At 38.8% G+C, this 21,999-nt stretch carries 9 protein-coding genes and 1 pseudogene; 5 read left to right on the top strand and 5 right to left on the bottom strand.

The features are described from left to right. Nucleotides 1-26 precede the first annotated feature (26 nt). The 4 genes from ACFFRD_RS03630 (at nt 27) to ACFFRD_RS03615 (ending at nt 11,335) form a co-directional block, all read left to right on the top strand. A complete protein-coding gene (locus tag ACFFRD_RS03630; RefSeq protein ID WP_392476732.1) occupies nt 27-1,685 on the top strand; it encodes a hypothetical protein in 1,659 nt (552 codons plus the stop codon). A gap of 93 nt (nt 1,686-1,778) precedes the next feature. Continuing rightward, nucleotides 1,779-3,149 carry a hypothetical protein gene (locus ACFFRD_RS03625; RefSeq protein ID WP_392476730.1) on the top strand — a complete coding sequence of 457 codons (1,371 nt, stop codon included), beginning with the start codon at nt 1,779-1,781 and terminating at the stop codon, nt 3,147-3,149. A 100-nt stretch (nt 3,150-3,249) separates the two neighbouring features. Beyond that, complete coding sequence (locus ACFFRD_RS03620; RefSeq protein WP_392476727.1) at nt 3,250-6,726, top strand: helicase-related protein; 3,477 nt, start codon at nt 3,250-3,252, stop codon at nt 6,724-6,726. Between the two features lie 604 nt (nt 6,727-7,330). Further along, nucleotides 7,331-11,335, top strand: a complete 4,005-nt coding sequence (locus ACFFRD_RS03615; protein ID WP_392476725.1) for an Eco57I restriction-modification methylase domain-containing protein — start codon at nt 7,331-7,333, stop codon at nt 11,333-11,335. Between the two features lie 210 nt (nt 11,336-11,545). On the opposite strand, the gene ACFFRD_RS03610 is transcribed toward ACFFRD_RS03615, so the two are convergent. Genes ACFFRD_RS03610 through ACFFRD_RS03595 form a run of 4 tightly spaced genes read right to left on the bottom strand, consistent with a single transcriptional unit; the run spans nt 11,546 to nt 18,804 of the window. Beyond that, nucleotides 11,546-14,173, bottom strand: coding sequence for an AAA-like domain-containing protein (locus tag ACFFRD_RS03610; protein WP_392476723.1), 2,628 nt, complete (start codon nt 14,171-14,173; stop codon nt 11,546-11,548). Nucleotides 14,174-14,180: 7 nt separating this feature from the next. Next, the gene (locus ACFFRD_RS03605) at nt 14,181-15,578 is read right to left on the bottom strand and encodes an AAA-like domain-containing protein (RefSeq protein WP_392476721.1); all 1,398 of its coding nucleotides are present in this window, start codon (nt 15,576-15,578) and stop codon (nt 14,181-14,183) included. A gap of 18 nt (nt 15,579-15,596) precedes the next feature. Then, the gene (locus tag ACFFRD_RS03600) at nt 15,597-16,814 is read right to left on the bottom strand and encodes a pentapeptide repeat-containing protein (protein WP_392476719.1); all 1,218 of its coding nucleotides are present in this window, start codon (nt 16,812-16,814) and stop codon (nt 15,597-15,599) included. 37 nt (nt 16,815-16,851) lie between these two features. Continuing rightward, nucleotides 16,852-18,804 carry a pentapeptide repeat-containing protein gene (locus ACFFRD_RS03595; protein WP_392476717.1) on the bottom strand — a complete coding sequence of 651 codons (1,953 nt, stop codon included), beginning with the start codon at nt 18,802-18,804 and terminating at the stop codon, nt 16,852-16,854. Between the two features lie 260 nt (nt 18,805-19,064). Between ACFFRD_RS03595 and ACFFRD_RS03590 the strand changes: the two are divergent. Beyond that, nucleotides 19,065-19,274 (top strand): annotated as a pseudogene (locus ACFFRD_RS03590) (YgjP-like metallopeptidase domain-containing protein); the annotation flags it as partial. Between the two features lie 249 nt (nt 19,275-19,523). Here the strand turns inward: ACFFRD_RS03590 and ACFFRD_RS03585 are convergent. After that, nucleotides 19,524-21,992 carry an AAA-like domain-containing protein gene (locus ACFFRD_RS03585; protein ID WP_392476715.1) on the bottom strand — a complete coding sequence of 823 codons (2,469 nt, stop codon included), beginning with the start codon at nt 21,990-21,992 and terminating at the stop codon, nt 19,524-19,526. Nucleotides 21,993-21,999 lie beyond the last annotated feature (7 nt).

Genomic DNA, 21,999 nt, shown 5'->3' with positions numbered 1-21,999 from the left:
GGGTAGTTCCACAAACGCTCAGGTTTATGGTTAATCAAACAATATCAAATCTTCTTGCACCATGCACAGAGGATAATACCGTTATTGACTACAACCCCGGAACAACATCGCTTTTAGATTATGGTGTTGTCAACACCAGCATCCAGGAAACCTTCACCGCCATCGACCGTTTTGAGTGGCAAGCATCCGATGAACTTCGACTGATGCGAGATAAAGGCTATTACGAAGATGGTGGACACAAGAGCTTTGAAGCTTACTGCGAAAGTGAGTTGACCAAACACGGGGGATATCGCCGGGTCAGAGATTTGCTGTCTGCTAAGAAAGTAGTTGATACTCTGCCAGAGTCACTCAGGGAAAAGATTACTAAACCCTCTCAAACTCGCCCCTTACTCCGGCTGGTTAAAACTCCTGATAAGTTACACGAAGCTGTTGCGATCGCAGCCAAAGAAAAACCCTTCCCCACTGCCGCCGATTTTGCTCTTGCAGTACAGAAGGTGGTTCCAAAAAATACGTCACCCACTAGAACCAGTAGCACAAAACAAGAAAAAGTCAAAACGCAATTGTGTAATTCTGTGGCTGTTTCTTCCCTTTCACATCCTCGTTATGGGGATTCGGGAGTGATCGAGGCTTCGGCTCCGAATAACTATCAGCAGATTGTTACCTTCAGCGATGGTGAGAGGTTGTTGATCAACAATGCGGATTTGGCTGGTTTAAATGACGCAATTGTGTCCGAATCGAGTGGGCGAACTTACCCAAAAGAATATTCTGAAGCGATCGCTGCACTCGAAGAACGCCATAAACAGGAGTTAGAGCAACTTTCCCAAGAATTGAGAATTGGTTTGCAAGCTGAAGCAGGGGCTAAAGCTGAAGCCCAGGTACAAGAGCAAATCCAATCCTTGCAACAACTGTACAAGCAACAGAAAGAGCAAAACATCCAGTTACAGCAGCGATTGGATGAGATGGAGGGGTTACGAAAACTGGAGATTGAGAATCAACAACTCCAGCAACGTATTCAGGAATTGGAACACGCTGTAGAACAACGCCCTTCTCAAGAATGGGGAAATACCATGACCCAGCAAGCTACCAAAGCGTTGAACAAGCAGGTAAAACTTGCCTTGGAGAAAACTATTGATCTGCGATCGCTAGCCCAAGAACCACCAAAGGAGAACGCCCAAGAATGCTTACGACTCATGGGTATGGCATTGAAAAACCTTGCCAGTGCTATGAATAATACCCAAGCTCTCGAAGCTGCGGCGATAATCTTGGGAAGTGAACCGACACCAATTGCGATCGCTTACCGAGCCGAACAACTGGAAATGCTACCCCAGGCGATTAGTGATATCCGGCGGGTGCTGTCAAAACCTGGGTGTACGTGGCAGGACTATTGGGCAGTGGTGCAAGAATATGAGGTAATCAAACAGGACTACTGGGCGGAATTAACTACCCAAGAGACTGATTTAATTACTGCTCTCCAGAAAGCATCCTCTCAACCAGACACCATTGGTATCGGCTCTATCGTTTCTCATGCTGACCCCTACCGCACTTTGTATGTCGAGAGAGGTGAAGTGATTCAGGATTTGGGAGATGAGGTAATCGTTGCCTGGGATTGTTGGAAGGAGCAATCAAAAAAGACTGATAGGTATTTCCGAGATGAGTTGCGATTCTGGCAAGACGAGAACCAGTAGATAAAGACTCGCCTTGAGAATAGCTAAAAAACTTAAACGCGGCATGACTCAATCATGCTGACCAATTTGTAATGGAAAAAATTGGAGGAGAAGATGACAACTACAGCAACACTACAAATAATTGACGGTGGCAACAAACGTGACAGACGCTCATCTGAGAAAGCCACTACTCGACCGCACTGTAAAGTTTCAATTGATGATGTTAATTGGATTAGACAACAGCCCCCATGTGTGCAGCAGTTGTGGCTTGATTGCGTTGCAGCAGAACAGTACGGCGGGGCAGCTCATAAATTAGACACTAACCTCAGCCGGAACTCATTTTTAAAAGCCAGTGCTGTTATCAATGGTGCTGGACTGTTTGAGTTTGAGGAAGTCAGGAGCAAAACCCAATCTGGTAGATCCGGTGTTACCAGTTACCGTGTTAAAAACTTGCATGGTTACTTTAACAGGCACTACTGGGAGAATTTTGACAATCAATCCGTGACAGCCGAGAGTCAAGCCGTCATCCCAGAGAATCAACAGGTGATGCCCCAAAATCATCAAATGATGCCTGAGCGTCAAAATTTGACATTTTCAGAGGCTAAAAAGCCTACACAGCAGGAGTTTCAAAAACCTAACAACGTTTCTAACTACCCGTTAACTACCTACCAACAACCAACTAAGGTTGTTGGTATGGTAGTTGGTTCTGACACGCAAGCCAAAAATTCGCGTGAGGAGGAGACGGCTGACGCGCCCTTGAGGGGCGCGTCGCCTCAACGTATCGAAAGCGCGTCAGAACTTGAAGAATTGCCTACGGCAATGGACTGTACATCGCTGACGCTTGTGGATGCTGTACCAAGTCAACCTGCTCCATTGTTGGCTGAAAATCAAGATTGTGGTGTTGAGCCGAGAGACTGTCATAAAGGCACTTGTTCCGCCGCGCCCGTTGCACAAAATGAATTTTCTGACAAGGAAGCGATCGCACATCAAAAAATAGAACCGAGTCGTCCCTCTGCTTCTTTGTTGGCTGAAAACTTGGTTTCTGGTGATGAGGATAAAGTAGATCATGAAGGCACTTGTTCCGCCGCGCCCGTTGCTCAAAATGAAAAATCTTTAAATTCTGCGATCGCAGATCAACCACAGGGGCAAGAAGAAGCAGGTAATCTCGCTTCGTTGATGGCTGAAAATTCAGTTTCGGGTGAAGAAGTCAAAGCAGTTGATGAGGGTGAAAGTTCCGCGCCGTCCGTGCCAAATCCTGAAAAATGGTCGCATGAGGCGATTGTTGCACGGTCAAATCTGCGACCAGAGCGGATGCAGAAACTCAAAGCTGCGGCGAATTCGGGGCAGAATCCAGGGTTTGACTTTTTGCAAGAGTGCTGGAATGATGACCCTGCTTTGCAGATTGTGATCAAGAAATTGCTGGTGAAATATCCGCAGTGGGGCATTGTGATTGTTGATGGGGCGTTGATAAAGTGGAATGAATAGCAAATGCGAATTTCAACTATTGGTACAAACAATTCCCAGAGCTTATACTCATAAAACATTACCATTAAGCCACTAAAAATTTCCGACAGAGTATGAAATCATGCCACGCATATTTGACAACATCGACTTGCAACTGCTACCAATTTTGCGGGATACCCTTAAAGTATCTTACCGGGCTGACTTTTGCGTAGGTTATTTTAACCTCAGAGGTTGGCGCAAGCTTGATGATTTAATCGAACAGTATGTGGGTGGAGAAACTTCTTGTTGTCGGTTGTTGGTAGGGATGCAGGGTTTACCCAGCGATGAAGTGCATACAGCATTTACGTTGGGTACTGGGGAGGGCAGGCTTGATAATAGCACTATTATTCGTCTCAAAAAAAAGATAGCCGCGGAGTTTCGCCAACAGCTTACCATCGGTGCGCCAACAGATGATCATGAAAGGGGGTTACGTCGCTTAAGCCGTCAATTAAAAACAAAGAAATTAGTTATTAAATTATTTTTAGCGCATCCTCTCCACGCTAAGTTATACCTGGTTCATCGTAACGACCCCAATAGTCCGATAGTTGGATTTTTAGGTAGTAGTAATTTGACTTTGGCGGGTTTGAGAAAACAAGGGGAATTAAATGTTGATATTTTAGACCATGATGCAACGAATAAACTGCAAAAGTGGTTTGAAGACCGTTGGAAAGATTACGGCTGTATCGATATTTCTAAAGAGCTTGTAGAAATAATTGATAATAGTTGGGCAAGGGAAGAGTTAATTCCCCCGTATCATATTTACTTAAAGATTGCTTATCATTTATCACATGAAGCGATCGCCGGAATTTCCGAATTCCGAATTCCCCGTGAATTTAACAATTTGTTTGATTTTCAAAAAGCAGCCGTACAGCTAGCAGCGCGTCATGTAACTCGCCGTGGTGGTGTAATTGTCGGCGATGTGGTAGGGCTTGGTAAAACATTAGTTGGAACAGCTTTAGCAAAAATATTACAAGAAGATTGCTTTTTGGAAACCTTAATTATTTGTCCAAAAAACTTAACTTCGATGTGGCAAGAATATGTGGATACTTATCGGCTTTATGCTAAAGTGATGCCCATTAGTAAAGTCCAAAACTTATTACCAGAATTACGTCGCTATCGGGTTGTATTAATAGATGAAAGTCATAATTTACGTAATCGAGAGGGTAAAAGATATCGGGCGATCGCCGAATATATTGCAGCCAATGAAAGCAAATGTATTTTACTTTCGGCAACACCATATAATAAAACTTATCTTGACCTTTCTTCTCAATTAAGATTATTTGTTCCTGAAGACCAAGATTTGGGTTTTAGACCGGAAGCTTTAATCAATGAATTGGGTGGCGCTTCGTTAGGCGAATTGCAATTTATTAGAAAGTATCAATGTTCTGTTAAGTCTCTTGCTGCTTTTGAAAAAAGCGAACATTCCGACGATTGGCGAGAATTGATGAAACGCTATATGGTGCGGCGGACTCGTTCGTTTATTAAAGATAATTATGCCAAATCAGACCCAGATTCTTCTTCACTGAGTCAGGATAAACAAAAAGTAATACGTAAATATTTAGAGTTTTCCGATGGTAGACGTTCTTATTTTCCCGATCGTTTACCACGCACTATTAAATTTACTTTAGATACTCCTAATGACTCCTATTCGGGTCTTTATTCAGAAGCAGTAATTGAAGTAATTAATCAATTAAATTTACCCCGTTATGGATTGGGCAATTATGTAGTTACAAAACCTAAACAACCACCAACAGATCCAGAACAGCGCCAAATTAGTGGCTTATTTCGTGGGGGACGGAGGTTGATGGGTTTTTCCCGCACTAATTTATTTAAACGCTTAGAAAGTAGTGGTTCTGCTTTTATTCAATCAATTGAACGTCATATTTTACGGAATTTTATTTATTTATATGCTTTAGAAAACGAGCTTGATATCCCTATTGGTACTCAAGATGCAGAATTATTAGATCCGAGGAATAATGATGAGGATGCTGATTCGGTTATAGCAAGTTTATTTGATGTAGAAATAGAAGAAGATGACCTTACCTCTTTACCTTATTCTCCGCAAGCAGAGAAGGGAGAAAAAGAAAAAGGCGGAGAAGAAATTCTCACCTCCCCAGCAGGAATGAGGTCAACAGAAAAACTTTTTAGACAACAAGCAGAGTCAATTTATCAGGAATACACTACCCGATATCAACGTCGTTTTAAGTGGTTACGTTCGTCATTATTTGATATTAAAAAACTAAAAAAAGATTTATTAGCCGATGCGAAAGCACTAATTAATATATTACAAAATATTGGTAAATGGAATTCTCAAGTAGATGAAAAATTGAAAGCACTAATAAATCTATTAACAAAAACTCATGCTGATGAAAAGGTGTTAGTTTTTACACAATTTGCAGATTCAGTACGCTACATAACAGACAACTTACAGGCAAAAAACATTACCAAGATAGCAGGAGTAACAGGGCGATCGCAATATCCTACGGAACTGACGGGAAGATTTAGTCCTGTGAGTAATAATCAGCGACATAGGGTATCGTCAACAGATGAATTACGTATATTAATTGCTACAGATATTTTAAGTGAAGGTCATAATTTACAAGATTGTGCAATTATCGTCAATTGGGATTTACCTTGGGCAATTATTCGATTAATTCAAAGGGCTGGACGCGTTGATCGAATTGGACAAAATGCTCAAGAAATTCTCTGTTATTCTTTTCTTCCTGCTGAAGGTGTGGAACGGATTATTAATTTGCGGGGAAGACTCAAGCAAAGATTACAAGAAAATGCCGAAGTTGTGGGAACTGATGAGGCATTTTTTGAGGATGATGATGCACAAGTAATTTTGGATTTATATAATGAAAAATCGGGTATTTTAGATGGAGATGAGGATACAGAAGTTGACTTAACATCGGAAGCATTTCAAATTTGGAAAAAAGCAACTGATAATAATCCTGGGCTAAAAAAAACCATTGAAGAGATGCCCAATGTGGTTTATTCTACTCGTGAACATATACCTCAAATAGTGCAACCAGAGGGAGTATTAATGTATATGAAAACCACTGAAGGAAATGATTCTTTAATTTATGTTGATCGCAATGGCAATAGTGTTACCCAATCCCAAATAGCTGTGTTAAAAATGGCATCTTGTGATGAATATACATTAGCAATAGCTAAAGATAAGCAGCATCACAATTTAGTTAAAAAAGGTGCGGAATTACTGGCTGAGGAAGAAAAAAATATGGGTGGTCAATTGGGTAGACCATCGGGTGCGAGATTCCGTAGTTACGAACGATTGAAAAGTTATACACAGGAGATGAAAGGTACTTTATTTGTAACTGACGAACTATTAAAAGCGATTGATGATATTTATCGTTATCCATTAAGGCAGTCTGCGCTCGATACTTTAAATCGGCAATTAAGAAGTGGTATTAGTAGTCAGCAATTAGCAGAATTAGTAGTTGCTTTGCGGATGGATGATCGCTTGTGTATTGTCAGCGAAGAAATTGAGAAACGAGAACCTCAAATCATTTGTTCTTTAGGATTGTTTGAGAAATAATATTGGATATTTAAAAACTCACACCAATGGAACAAAAAAAATTATGCTTGAAAACGGGCAAAATTAGGAATTGTACAAGCCCATTCCCTATTCCACTGTCAGAAGAATTTGTAGCGTGATCGCATTCCCTATATAACCCTAAGCAAGCACGTATTCTACGTTTTCGCGTTTCTGCTAGTTGATAAAACTATACATTTTGTGCGTATTAATTTTATATTTTATTTCAGTGATACGTAGGCTATTTTTAGCTTTTCTTAAGTAATTACCTGTGGTTCTCTAAAGTCTTACTAGATAAGCTTTTAAGCTATTATTGGGTTTCTAGGCTGAGATTTAGTCAAAAAGTATTTTGTTTAACTAGATTTTATACTTAACCTACACTATTACTGACAGTATATAGCCACTTACAAAATTGCCATTCAGTAGTATTAACACTGAGCCTTTCTGTAACTAAAAAGGTTATCACAATAGCAGTATTATAACGGTTTTATAAATAAATCCTTATTTATTAAGGGTTATAGCCCCAAGATTTTGGTCTATGGGCATATTTTTTATGCTCGTTTTTTACTACACAAAATTCTATTTTTATCTGCAAGGGTAGTATATTATGACGCTAAATTTCCAACGAACACGCGAATTATTACATAAATTTCAATTTCAGGATTTGTTCATCCAAGAATTGGGTTGGTCAGATTCTTCGCAGAAAAAAGCTGTAACCTTGCAAATTGAGGAGGGGACTGAGTTTTACCAATACCAACGAATAGCTGAGAGTTCTGGTGTGGCTATTTTTGAAGTTACAGCAGCAGATGGTACTATTCCTGATGCAAAAAGTCGGGCTGCAATTCACAAAGAAGTTACTAATTTAATCGCTGAAAATTTGTTGATATTTATTGATGGTCAGCGTACTCGAAGTCTCTGGTATTGGGTGAAGCGAGAAGAAAATAAAAGTTACATTCGTGAGCCTTTGTACGTCAAGGGTCAACCGGGAGACTTATTTTTAAGTAAGCTCGGTTCTTTAGTTATTGATATTACCGAACTCGAAGATGATAATCTTTCGGTTGTAGAAATTGCACATCGTCTTCAAGATGCATTTGATGTAGAACCAGTAACTAAGAAATTTTACAAAGAATTTCAAGAGGAACATAAGCAGTTTTTACAGTATATACAAGGAATCAACGATGAGGCTGACAAACGTTGGTATGCATCGGTAATTTTCAATCGGATGATGTTCGTTTATTTTCTCCAGCGTAAGAGTTTTCTCGATAATGGAGATTTAAATTATTTACAAAATCGGCTCAAACAAAGTAAAAATAAAGGTAATAATCTTTTTTATAGTAGTTTTCTGAAAATTTTATTTTTTGACAGTTTTGCTACACCAGAAGAAGACCGCGACCCATCAGTTGAAAAATTGGTTGGGGTGATTAAATATCTTAATGGTGGATTATTCCTTCAACATCGAATTGAACAAGAGAATAATATTTCAATTCCTGATATAGCATTTGAAAAAGTTTTAGAATTATTTGCCAAATATTCTTGGAACTTAGACGATACACCAGAAGGTAAAGATGATGAAATATCGCCAGACGTTTTAGGGTACATTTTTGAAAAATATATTAACCAAAAAGCATTTGGTGCTTACTATACCCGTCCGCAAATTACCGAATATCTTTGTGATAGGACAATTCATAAACTTATTTTAGACCGCGTTAATAATTCTTTGTCAGACAAGTATAAACCTTTTGAAGATTACAACGAACTTATATTTAAATTAGATACACATATCTGTCGTTTATTAGTTAATGATATTCTACCAAAATTATCAATTCTTGATCCTGCTTGCGGTTCGGGTGCATTTCTTGTGGCGGCGATGAAAACACTCATCCTAGTGTACGGTGCAGTAATTGGGATGATTGATGTCATAGGAGATGCAAATTTAAAGCAACAAATTCAAGATACTCGAGACAAACATCAGTCTATATCTTATTACTTAAAAAAACGAATTCTTACTGATAATCTCTATGGGGTTGACATCATGGAGGAAGCGACTGAAATTGCTAAACTTCGCTTATTTTTAGCTTTGGTATCTTCTGCTTATGATGTAAATCAATTAGAACCATTGCCTAATATTGATTTTAATATTATGGCGGGTAATTCGCTCATTGGATTAATGAAAGTTGATGCAACTGTATTTGATAAAGTTCAATTAACAGCAAAAGCTAAAGCACGAGGATATAAACAAGAAAGTCCCGATTTGCAATTAAGTTTATTCCAATCTAGTTCTTATTATACATATCAGTCAATTTTAGAGGAGAAGAATAAATCAATTGAATTGTATAAAAAACATTCTTTCATCTTTGGGAAGGAGAAAGTTGCTGGTTTAAATGATGGAAGACATCAAGATAAAAGACTTTTAGGGCTGCGTACATCTATTGATGATATCAATAATAAGTCACAAGAAAAATTAAATGTTTTGCTTTTGGATGAGTTTAGTACGCGATTAGGTATTAAATATGAGGAAGTTCAGTTAACTGGTAAACCTAAGAAGCGGGTTTTAAATGTTGATGATATTGCTGCGTTAAAGCCTTTTCACTGGGGTTATCATTTTGATAAGGTTTTAGGAAGGGGTGGGTTTGATGCAATTATTACTAATCCACCTTGGGTACCCTTTAAGCCAGATGGTAAAGAGTTCTTCGCCCAATATAGTGATTTGGTGACGAAGAAAAAAATGGATATACATACTTTTGAAGATACAAAAGACCAATTATTACAAGACAAAGAAATTGCAAATGCATGGTTGCAATACCAAAGTTCATTTTCTTATGCTAATCTTTATTACCGTTCATCGAGTCAATATTCAAATCAAATTTCAATTGTTAATGGTAAGAAATCTAAAACAACAGATATTAACCTTTACAAACTGTTTTTAGAGCAGTGTTTTAATTTATTAAATTTTGGTGGTGAATGTGGCATTGTTATTCCTAGCAGTTTCTATAATGACTTAGGAGCAAAACAATTACGCGAAATGTTGTTTACTCATACTCAAATTAATGGACTATTCTGTTTTGAAAATCGTAAAACAATTTTTGAAGAAGTTCATCGAAGTTTTAAGTTTGTTGTACTAACCTTTGAAAAAGGTGGTAGTACTGAAAAGTTTCCTGCTGCTTTTATGCGTCACGATGTTCAGGAATTACAAAGATTTCCTAGCAGTGAAAGTATTTCAATAAGCCTTGAGCTTGTGCGTCGTCTATCACCTGATTCACTTTCAATAGTTGAATTTAAAAATGAAATAGACTTTCATATTTCGGAAAAAATGACTAAATTTCCATTGTTAGGAGAAAAATTAGATAACAAGTGGAACCTTTCTTTAAGTCGTGAATTTCACATGACTGATGATAAAAATTTATTTAAGTCAAAGCTCAAAGGTCAATTACCTCTTTATGAGGGAAAAATGATTTTTAATTTTACTCATACTTTATCTCAGCCTCGCTATTGGGTTGATGAAAAAGAAGGAAGAAAAGCAGTTTTAAAGAAAAAAAAAGATGTAGGACAAACACTTGGATATCAAAAATACCGATTTGCTTATCGTGCTGTTGCTTCTAATACCAATGAGAGAAGTTTAATATGTACAATTATTCCACCTTGCTTTACAGGAAATTCTCTAAATGTTTCCGAATCATTAGATAATAAATCTCAGTTAATTTGTGTAAGTTTATTGAACTCTTTTGTTGTGGATTGGTTAGTTCGACAGAAGGTAACAACAAATATTAATATTTTTTACATTAATCAACTACCTATACCACGTCTAACGGAAAGCGACTGCAACTTCAACGAAATTGTACAACGTGCAGCCAAACTCATCTGCACCACCCCAGAATTTGACGAACTAGCACAAGAAGTTGGACTTGGCTCTCACACCAACGGAGTCACTGACGAAAGCGAAAGAGCTAAACTCCGCGCAGAACTCGACGGAATTATAGCTCACCTCTACGGTTTAGCTGAAGCAGAATTTGCATACATCCTCACCACATTTCCCATCGTTCCCGAACAAGTCAAACAAGATGCATTAACAGCATATCGAGACTTTGCACCCCTAACAGGTGACGCGAAAATTGTGGAACTCATCACGACCCAAGACGAAAGCTCCACATTAGAATTCAAATCTACCGCTCGTTGGGATGTGGATAAAAACCAAAAAAATCCTGAAATGGAGCAAGTAATTCTCAAAACAGTCGCATCTTTCCTCAATACTGAAAAAGGTGGAACATTACTAATAGGAGTCACCGACGATAAAGAAATCATCGGACTCGACTTAGACTATCAAACCTTCAGCAAAACAAATAAACGGGACGCATATCAGCTATTTCTCATCAACGATTTATTGCTGCGGGAACTAGGAAAAGATTTAGCAACATTAATTGATATCACCTTCCATGAAGTTGAGCGCAAAGATGTATGTTGCATCACCATAAAACCTTCACCTCGTCCAGTATTCATTGAGGTAAAAACCAAGGGAGAGAAAAGGCAAAGCAGTTTATTTGTGCGGAGTGGAAATTTAACTAGCAAGCTGACAACAGACGAAGAGATTGAAAACTATTGTAAATCTCGCTGGTAAAAATAATTTGGAAGTTACTTCAAGCAAAAAAGTGAATGTCAGTCTTGGAATATGTGGTAACTTATAAGATTTTTTATTTGCTGTACCGCAATCATGGTGATGGTTTTTAGGAAGCTCTCTCATGTGTTATGCCGGACTGGAGGAGGCGGAAAGCTTTTGTTGATAGCAGGTGCTGGCAATTTAATAGAAAGGTTTGGATGAATTAATATGTTACATTTTACAAGCCACAGCACGAGAGAAGATTTGTTTTAACCCACTTCTCAATCCGAACTGGTCTGATAGTAAATCTCCATAACAAAGTGGAAAATCTTTACAAGCTAGATTTTGACCACCTACCTCTAGGGTTGGTAAAGAACCTTTAGGTGCTTGGGTACTCAATGCAACTACTAATTTAATCAGTTCATTGTAGTTTTTCCACTGCTCCTTTTGAGGATCGTACCACCCGACAATAGATCCAAAACGTATATCAGCCTTTTCATCTTTATCAGCATCTTTCGTAATATTTAATTGGTTTCCTAACTCTAACCAAATATTCTTTTGCACACTGAAACCGAAATACCTATGTGAGTACTTTAACCATAACAAATCAATTCTTTTGAGGTCTTGACAAGAAAAATTATTGATGTCTTTGCTATTAAGGTAACTAGGATTATATTGGTATTCTGGATTAGCTATATAGAGCATAAGCCTTCCTGTCCTTTGATTAGCTTCTTGCCACTTGTGATGTGCCAATAGGTTATCTAGTTCATCATAATAATGTTCCTGTAAAGATTCTTCTATTTCTTGTTTGAGTTTTTCATCTCTATTATTTATCGAGAGTAAAAGAATAAATTCACGATGTAAATCTTCTATATTTTCTTTAGATATAATTTTGTTTTGTATTTTTGGATTAAATGGCGGACTAATTTTACTATTATTGATTATACTCTTATCTTTTATAGCCTTAAGAACGTCAAAAGCTTGGCGGTAATAAATAATCGCTTGTTTAATATTTTCTTCAGATATTTCTTGTAAAGAATCATCTTGTTTTTTAAAACCAGATAGGTATAGCCATGAAGAATCTATTGAGAAACTACCTTGAATTTTTAATTTAATTAGGCGAATTTGTAAACTTTCTAAGGACTTATTTGTATCACTTACTTTTGCTTTATCAAGATACTTTTGGGCTTCTAGCCGATTTTTGCTTTTAAGTTTAGAATAAGCATAAGCTATTCCTGTATTTATGATGGCTTCCTGTATATTATAGTCTTTAATATTAACCGATTGACCTGCCATCGAAAATAGTTCTTTAGATTCTTTATCAGAACCTTCATCCTCAAGCTGTCCAGCTAATTTAGCTAGAGTTTGAACAGTTATTAAATATTGTTGATTCTGTTGAACCTTTTTACCTGAGATTACTGCTTGTCGTCCTAAAAAAATGGTTCCTAACAAGGTAACAATTAAAATAAAACTTCCAATATGAATTCGATGAAAAGCTTTCTTATTAGCCTTAGAAAGTACCAAATTCCTTTTTTCTACTGCTTCCTTATCCTTTCTCTCTCTTTCCAAATGAGCATCTTTTTCTTTAGCAATGATTTCCTCTTCTCGTTCCTTTACTTGACTTGCTGCTAAAAACTGTCTATCTTGGTAACTCAAACTTTTATCTTCTGCCCATTCCAAAGCATCCTGTAACGCTTTGCCTCGTAAAAGTCTAGATTCATCAGTACATTTAGAGGTTAGCCAAAACTTGAAATTCTCTGAATAGGGACGCAGCTTCCTTAATTGTATTTCAATCCAATAAGAGTCAAAAACTTCTTTATATATAAAATTGTAAACTCTTAACTTACCTTCCTGCTTAATAAACAATCCAGAAAGTTGTAGCTCACTTTGCTCTAAAGTGTCGTCTGCTATTACCTGTGATCGCTCCTCAGCTAGTCTGACTTTTTGACATAGTTCTAGTAAGTATCCAGCCCGTTGTTCATCTCGTAAAATCCTGGCTTGAATAGTTCGTAAATGCTCAGGCTCATCCTGTGATTCCCAGTTTTCAATAATGCGTGATTTGACAACTTGTTCTACTGACCGAGGATATTCCTGTGCTGATTCCTCAACCATGAAATGACAAAGTTTTTGAGTCAGGAATGGTTGTCCCCCAGTCCAATGCAAAATCTCCTGTATTATCGCCTGGGAATTAGCATATTTACTATATAACCCTTTTTCTAATGGTTCAACTTCATGCGGTTGAAAACCTTTGAGGGAGATTGCCTTACCAATATTAAATGGAGTACGCTGTTTATCTTCAATCAAATTGCTAGGGGAGGCGACCCCAAACAAACAAAAAGTTAGGCGATTGTATTCAGGATTATCAACTCGTTTGTTATAACAGGCACGAATCAATGCAAAAAAGTCATCTGTAGGAAAATTTAAACTGAGTACGCTATCAATTTCATCAATAAAAATAACGATACCCTCTTGAACTTCAACAAGTAATACTTCTTCCAAAAACTTGCGAAATCTTGTAACTAGCGAATTTAACTGATTCGCCTCCCACCAATCACCAAAATCTAAATCTAATCCAAAACTATCAATAAGTGTGTCAATTAAATCTGCATACCATTGTTCAGGAGGAACATTTTGAATACCTCCAGCAGATAGGTCAACTGCGGCACACTGTACGCCATCATCTCTCAATCGCTGCATGGTTCGCACACGCAGGCTGGATTTTCCACTCTGCCTGGAATTCAGTACGTAACAAAACTTTCCCTCTTTCAGCCCTTCATATAACTGTGCATCAGCTTCTCGTATGACGTAGGTGCTGGCATTTTCAGGTAGACTTCCAGAGAATATGTATTGGTCAACCACGATTTACCTACTCCAAACGAGTTGAGAAATACTGACGATACAAATCACAACCAGGAACGCAATCATTACTAACAAGTTTTACTAATCCCAAGCTATGCAATTTAAACACAACTTCAGTATCTAACCTCATGGGTGCATTCGCCCCCACTACTTTTTTATACCCTATCTCAAGCTGAAGATTATGTTGTAAATGCCACAGTTGTTGTCGCAAGTGGCCGCTGAAAATACCTTGTTCTGTTGGTGCAAGTCTTAACAAATCTTCTAAGGTCACTTGCTGGCTTTTGAGATGGGCAATCGCAGATTGTACCAAATAAGGATGTCCCCCTAGCAACTCCATCAACCCGCTTAAGTCCTGTTCTTCCAGGCTTAACTCACTCTGCTCGGCGAGGTTTGTTACTTGTTGCAGATTAAATTCGGGTAAGTCAATCGCCAATCCCACATTAAATGGGGAATGATTACTGTCCAATGAAGGATAAGATTCAGTGGAATGAACTACTACTAATCGCAGTTTTTTCCAAATATTACCAATCTTGTCTCCCTGTTTCGCTGCCTCATACCATCCACGCAGTAACAAGCAGAATTGGGGGAAAATCTCTGGATATTCAAACAGTCTCTCAAAGTTATCTATAGCTAAAACTAAGGGAGTATCAGTAAGTGATAATAAATATTTTTGAAAATAACGGGTACAGTTTTTATTGAGTCCAAAAACTTCTTGCCAATGTTTATCTAGTTGCGGTTCTAGCTCTAAACTGTCAGCAACATCAACACATAACCACTGTAGAAACGTTTTTAAGTTAGCCAGAATATCGACATCAGCCAGTTGTAAATCTATTTTCGCAGTTTGATAACCCTGGTGTCTTGCATAGTCTAGGGTTTTCTCCAGCAGTAATGTTTTACCCATTCTCTGCGGGGCTTTGAGACGAATCAATGCCCCTGGTTGCACGATTGCTTTATAGCATTTGTCCTCAATTGGTGGTCTTTCAATATATGTTGTGTCTGCCCCTAGCCCAGAATTCTCAGCCGCTTGCAACTGTTGTTCAATTGCATCCAACTTGTCACCAAGTTCCTTTAGGGTGCGCTCCTCTGCCTGAAGCTGTTGTTCGTATTGAAACTTACGGGATACATCGGTTTCAATTACCAACGGTGTTCGTATTTTTGCAACTTTCTGGCTTTGAAGGGTGTAGGCTTGGTCAAGCGAATCTCTTTCTTGCTGCGATCGCTGGCGTTGATTCTGTGATTGGACTGAATTACCTGATGCTGCCGTATGCTGCCCAAGGTGAATGTTGTAGATGTCGCCGCCAATTCGCCCAGCGTTCACTATCTCAGCGTTGATAAACCCACCGCCAAACTGGGTATTGCGTAAGTCGTTGTTGGAGACTTGCTTTGGGTCTTCTGAATCCGGCATGGTTTGGCTTGAGCGTTTTTAAGCGTCGTTGTTGTGAATGTTACCACCTATTTGGTCTGTGTTGACAGTATTGGCATCTATATTACCTCCAGCAAACTTAGAATAACGCTGATCGTAGTTAGAAACTTTCCGTGGATTTTCTGCCAGTGCTTTTTGGACTGACCCTTGCTGTTCCACTATGTCAAACAGGCGGTTAATTTGTGCTTCATGTTTGGAAATTAAGGTATCCTTATCCTTAAGTCTTGCTTGGTACTGCGCCTCTAATGCCTTAGCCGCAAATTCATAGCCCTGAATGAACTCACTGTGGATTTTTGCTTTATCTGCATCAGGGGAAACAGTTACTCGGACTACAAGAATGCCGTCGCCTTTTTTCTCAATGCTTTGGACATCCAATTGTGCGCCTTGGTTTTCGACTTCTAGCTTTTTGAAGGAGTAGGCGAAAGCATCCCAGTCGATTCCGTTGCGGAAGATTAGGTCTAAGGTTTCTAGCGATTTCTGGAATAGCTGGGCAAACTCACCATAGGCAAAGTTGCCACTGCTGGGACGGCGTTCTTGCTTTCGTTGACTAAGATAGACAAAATCACAAACTATATTAGCTAAATTTGTACCACTATTAATGTGCCAATCTTCTATGCAAGCACCTGTAAGTATTGCTCCAGTAAAATTTGTTTCTAATGCTTGAATGTTAGTAAGGTTAGCGTTAGTGAAATCAGACCCTCTTAGGTCAAAACTGTTAAAGTTTAATTTACTTAAATTGGTTTCACTAAAGTTCACTTCAGTAAGATTAGCTCTACTAATTGCCGCTTTGGTGAAATCTAATCCACTTAGATTAGCTTTATAAAGCGTTGTTTCAATAAAAACAACTCCATTCAGATTAGCTTTACGGAGGTCTGCACTACTAAGATTAGCCCTGCTAAGATTAGCTCCACTAAGGTCTACATTATTTAGATTTGCTTCTACAAGTACAGCCCCTATGAGATTAGCTCTACTAAGGTTGGCTTTACTTAGGTTTACTCCACTAAGATCAGCACCACTAATGTTAGCTCTACTAAGACTAGCATCACTAAGATTAGCTCTGCAAAAGTTTACCCCATTGAGGTCTGCTTCATTGAGGTTCATTTGACTAAGATTGGCCTCACTTAAATCTGGCTTGGTTACAAAGTTTTTTGCTCTCCATTTATTCCAACTTAGCTGTATACCTTCTTTCAATAAAGCTAAATGCTGCTCATTCGCCATCACCACCTACCCTACTGCTTCATCTGTAGCAACTGAACTATTCAGCATCCTGCCAACCTTCTAAAGTTGCCAAAAGTATGTTAACAAGAGGATGATCCACTAATTCCTTCAATGCCTCAGTTCCACCAGATTTCAATGCCCCAATTACCCGCGCTTTCAAAGTGGGATTACTGTCGATTTGCTTGAGTGCTTCTGTGACTGCTATCTGTTTTTCTAGTGGAGTGCTAGTAGGGTAACTCTGCCCTAACTGATTGAGAAGCTGCTGAATGTCTGCTGCGGCTTCTGCAAGATTCTGCTTTTGCTCAGTGGAGTAGTTGGTGATGTTGCCGCCGATTTGGTGCGCGTTTACGGTGTCTGCGTTGACTAGACCACCAGCGAATTGAGCGCCTTGTAAGTTGAAACTAGAACTTTTATTACTTACCCTTTGTTGATTATTTTCTCCTTGAACATTATTAATATCGCCATCAACTGAACCACCAACTGAAAAGCCACCAGGATTGTTAGTCATAAAACCTACCTGCTCAACGTTTGAATAAAAGCTAGGACGCTGTAGTGCTGTCACTACCATATTCTGTAAATCAGCAATTCTGCTATCCTTCTCAGCGATAAGTGCTTTAACTTCTTTTTCTGCCAGAGCTTTTAGCTGATTATAAGTAGCGAAATACTCTGCACTCAGTTGCGATTTATCGGCTGCGATCGCAGTTTTGGCACGGAGCAGAAATTTGTCCTCACCACGCACTTCCATCCCAACAATCCGCAAATCCGCTTCGGGGTTATTTTCTGCCAACTGCTTGAAGGAAATAGCGATCGCTCTGGGATCAACTCCTTGGTTATGGTACAAGTCAAGGGTATCGAAGATGGGTTTGATAAAATCTCCAAACTCACCCAAAGCAAATACTTCTTGCCTGTTGTCGGGTTTACGGTGGGGGTCTGGGTTATCTGGCGTGGGAAGACGCATATAAACGTATTCACAGCGTACTCCATCAAATTTGGTGTCAGTGGTAATGTTCCAATCTTCAATGTATGTCCCGGTGAGAGCTGCGCCTGTAAAATCAGTGCCGTCTAGTTGAGTTTGCACTAACTTGGCTTTGGTTAAGTCTGCATCTTGTAGGTTAGCGTGGCTCAAGTCTGTACCAATGAAGCTGGCATCTTTTAGGTTTGCTTCTTTGAGATTAACTCCCCGTAGATTTAATCCATCAAAATTTTTATTTTTTCCAGATTTTGTAGTTACTAAATGCTGTATTTGTGGTTGAGCAAGATAATTTCTTACTGTTATAGTATATTCTAAATTCTTGGCTTGAAACCAACAGGTATGAGTTATATTGGCCCTTCTAAAATTGCTATATTTCAAACTTGCCTTGCTAAAATCTGCTTTTGTTAAATCTGCGTTTTGAAAACTAGTCCCACCTGTATTAACAATAGCTATCTTCACAAATTCATCTACTATTGCTGTAGACATAGGTAAAATACCGGCCTTGACTTTATTGACTGCTGTAGACACCATTCCTGCCTGAGAACCAATTAAAGCAATGAAAAATATTCCACACAAAGCAAAGCCTATTGGTACGAATCCCACTACAACTATAGAAGCAGATTGATTTATTAAAGCATATATCATCAAAGCAAGAATCCAGGTTATAAAACCAGCTACTGCAAAAACAGCAGTTACCGTCAGAGCAAGACTTCTAAAGTTAGAATGGTATTTAGACGCAACAAGTCCAATACAAAAGGTAAAAATAATAGTTATTACTACAGCGATATAAATAGAGCCTAATATTGCTGATAGCAGTAAACAAATCAACAGAGTCAGACAGCCAATAAACCAACGCTTCTGCAATCCTGTTTTTGCGTAGCTAAAGTCAGCACCCCTCAAATTAGCACCTGTAAAATCTGCTCCCCGGATATCAGTGTAGCTAAAGTTTGCCCCTGTAAGGTTTTGACCTTTAAATGAACGACCTCTAAGGTTTTGGCGGGAGAAGTCTTGAGGCATAGCAGGGCTAGTGAAAGCAAGGGTTTACTCTTGATACAACTTTAGTATGTGCTTTTACTGGTTGTTGCACAAGATTTCTTACTAGTGCTGCACTGCAATATTATATTTACTATGATCACTTGTTAATAGCCGTTATTTATTAGTGGCATATTATTTAGTGCGATCATGCTTGACAAGATATTCAACACTTGACCAGAGTTTATGCCCGTAAGTTGGGTGTTTAATTACCACCTGTCAGGCTTTAAGAGCAAAAGCGAGTTTGGGGAACCTGTGGAAAAGATGGGGTGATTCGCATTAATTGGCAGTTAGTTGATGCGCCTTTGTCAGTCTTGGAGTACGTAGTAGCCCATGAGATTGTTTACTTGCTGCACCGCAATCATAGTGATCGTCTTTGGGAAGCACTTTCATGTATCATGCCGGATTGGAGGACGCAGAAGGCTCAACTGGAATCTTGGGAAGGGCGGGGATAACCCAAAGGGGTGGGACTGGCTTTCACTGTCTGTGAAGGGTCGTAAATTGAAAAAATTATTGCCTGGGAAGTTGAGCTTACCTTGGAAAAAGCAGAGGGTGACGGAGGTACGCAGGCACATGAGGTAGCAGCAAAATTTATTCATGCAAATTGTTATCAGCCGACAACAGTGCCAGTTATTAGACTTATAAAATGCTGATTCCTACATCGAAAAGAGGCAGAAATAAATGTTTACAAACTTATGAAAGCACTATATGTTACAGTTTACAAGCCGCAGCGCGAGAGAAGAATACTTGCGGTAATCAGTGGAAGTAAAATAAGGGTTTGTGAAATCCCAAGGGGTGGAAGGTAGTCCCCCTTCATACCCACTAGGGTTATCCTTTACACCCTTTATTAGTTCACTATAAGGAGTGTCACTGCCTCTAGAGATTCCTTCTTGCTGTCGGGCATTATACCATCCTACTGCCTTAGTAAACCGAAAATAATTTTCAGTGTCCTTGTCAGTCAAGTCGTCTGTGCTGATACCTAGCCTATTCCCCGTGTTAATCCATATCTGTTTCTGTACACTAAAGCCGAAAAGTTTGTCTGAATTGCTAACCCAAAGTTGGTCTATTCTTTGTAGTTCTGGACAGGAGAAATTATTTATTTGCTCATAATCTAAATATTCTTCTGTTTTAGCGATATTAAGCATGAGTTGGTATGTTTTTAGATCAGCAGCTTCCCAATTTTTAGCCTTCAAAAAATATTCAAGTTGAGCATATAAATGTTGAGTTAGTGCTAACTCGACTTCTTTATCTTGAGGGTTTAGTTTAATTAAACTCCGGTAAACTGATTCAATATTTTCGCCCGTGAGCAACTGATTGTTTTTGGTAAAATCAGTTTTATTGGGATGAGATTTTAAAATATTAAATGCTTGAGTATAAGATCCTATGGCTTCCTGATTTTTTTTATTCTGAGCTAGTAAATCACCTTGAGTTTTCTGGACGAACACTTGAACTTGTAAGCCTTGGCTAGATTCTAAAACTTTCTTATCAGCTTCAGATAATAACTTCTGACTTTGATCAATTTCTGATTCTGCTTCTTTAAGTTTTTTTACCTGTTGATATGCTTGTGACCTAGCAGCAAGCACTAATGCTTGTTTAAGTTGATGATTATCAATGTTAAAAGATAAAGCAGAAAGCCTTAAAGCCTCATCTGAGTTAAAGGTAAGCTCTTCTGAGTTATAATTTTCCTTGCTTTGCAATTCACCAGCTAATTTATTTAATTCTTGAACAGCTTCAACTTCTTCTTTCGTCTCATGAACTTGCTTATATCCTAATGCTCCTAAGATTACTGTCATTAACAGCGTTACAGTAAAAATTATGAATCCAATATTAAGTAATTGGTTTCTCTGCTCTGCTGCTTCCTTATTCTGTTTCTCACGCTCCAGGGCCGCTTCTTTTTCTTGAGCAGCAATTTTGTCCTGAATTTCCTTCTCTTTACTAGCTGCTAAATACTGCTTATCTTGATAGCTTAAATTCTTATCTCTTGCCCATTCTTCTGCTTTTTGTAACGCATTGCCTCGAAGCAACCGCGATTCATCAGTTCCAGCAGAAGCTACCCAAAAGCGAAAATTTTCTGAATATGGCCGCAGATTATTTAATTGAGTCTCAATCCAATTAGAGTTAAATATCTCCCGGTAAATTTGGTTATAAATTCTCAGCTTGCCTTCGTGCCTAACAACTAAGCCTGAAAGCTGTAACTCACTTTGCTCTAATGTTTCATCTGCTATAACTTGCGATCGCTCCTGGGACAGTCTGATTTGTTGATATAGTTCTAACAAGTATCCTGCCCGTTGTTCATCACGCAAAATCCTGGCTTGAATTGTTCGTAAATGCTCAGGCTCATCAAGGGACTCCCAGTTTTCGATAATCCGCGATCTAACAACTTGCTCTACTGAACGGGGATGTTTTTGCTCTGATTCTTCCACCATACACTGACACAGCTTTTGAGTCAGAAATGGTTGCCCCCCAGTCCATTGCAAAATCTCCTGCATTATCGCTTGGGGATTGCTGAATTTACCATATAAACCCTTCTCTAATGGTTCAAGCTCATGCAATTGAAAACCTTTGAGAGAGATAGCCTGACCAATATTAAAGGGAGTACGTTGTTTATCCTCAATCAAATTACTAGGTGATGCCACTCCCAATAAACAAAAGGTAAGGCGTGATAATTCAGGGTTATCAACACGCTTGTTATAACAGGCACGAATCAATGCAAAAAAGTCATCTGTAGGAAAATTCAGGCTGAGTACGCTATCGATTTCATCAATAAAAATAACAATATTCTCTCCAATCTCAACCAGTAATATTTCTTCTAGAAATTTACGAAATCGCGTTACTAACGAATTTAACTGATTGGACTCCCACCAATCACCAAAGTCTACATTTAACTCAAAACTATCAATGAGTGTGTCAATTAAATCTGCATACCATTGTTCTGGGGGAACATTCTGAATTCCACCCGCAGAAAGGTCAACTGCTGCACACTGTACGCCGTCCTCTCTCAATCGCTGCATAGTTCGCACACGCAAACTGGACTTTCCGCTTTGGCGTGAATTCAGCACGTAACAAAACTTTTCTGCCTTCAGCCCTTCATACAACTGGGCATCAGCTTCTCTTGTGACGTAGGTACTGGCATTTTCAGGCAGACTTCCAGAAAAGATGTACTGGTCAACCATGACTCAC

This window comes from Nostoc sp. C110 (assembly GCF_043099725.1).
GTDB classification, from domain to species: domain Bacteria; phylum Cyanobacteriota; class Cyanobacteriia; order Cyanobacteriales; family Nostocaceae; genus Nostoc; species Nostoc muscorum_A.
Note: the sequence above shows the minus strand (reverse complement) of the source record. Positions and strands in the feature narration are given on the sequence as shown.

What these genes read in the sequence shown, in the direction of transcription:
- ACFFRD_RS03630 (WP_392476732.1), top strand. Translation starts at nt 27, where the DNA reads ATGGTTAATCAAACAATATCAAATCTTCTTGCACCATGCACAGAGGAT.
- ACFFRD_RS03625 (WP_392476730.1), top strand. Translation starts at nt 1,779, where the DNA reads ATGACAACTACAGCAACACTACAAATAATTGACGGTGGCAACAAACGT.
- ACFFRD_RS03620 (WP_392476727.1), top strand. Translation starts at nt 3,250, where the DNA reads ATGCCACGCATATTTGACAACATCGACTTGCAACTGCTACCAATTTTG.
- ACFFRD_RS03615 (WP_392476725.1), top strand. Translation starts at nt 7,331, where the DNA reads ATGACGCTAAATTTCCAACGAACACGCGAATTATTACATAAATTTCAA.
- ACFFRD_RS03605 (WP_392476721.1), bottom strand. Translation starts at nt 15,578, where the DNA reads ATGCCGGATTCAGAAGACCCAAAGCAAGTCTCCAACAACGACTTACGC.
- ACFFRD_RS03600 (WP_392476719.1), bottom strand. Translation starts at nt 16,814, where the DNA reads ATGGCGAATGAGCAGCATTTAGCTTTATTGAAAGAAGGTATACAGCTA.
- ACFFRD_RS03595 (WP_392476717.1), bottom strand. Translation starts at nt 18,804, where the DNA reads ATGCCTCAAGACTTCTCCCGCCAAAACCTTAGAGGTCGTTCATTTAAA.
- ACFFRD_RS03585 (WP_392476715.1), bottom strand. Translation starts at nt 21,992, where the DNA reads ATGGTTGACCAGTACATCTTTTCTGGAAGTCTGCCTGAAAATGCCAGT.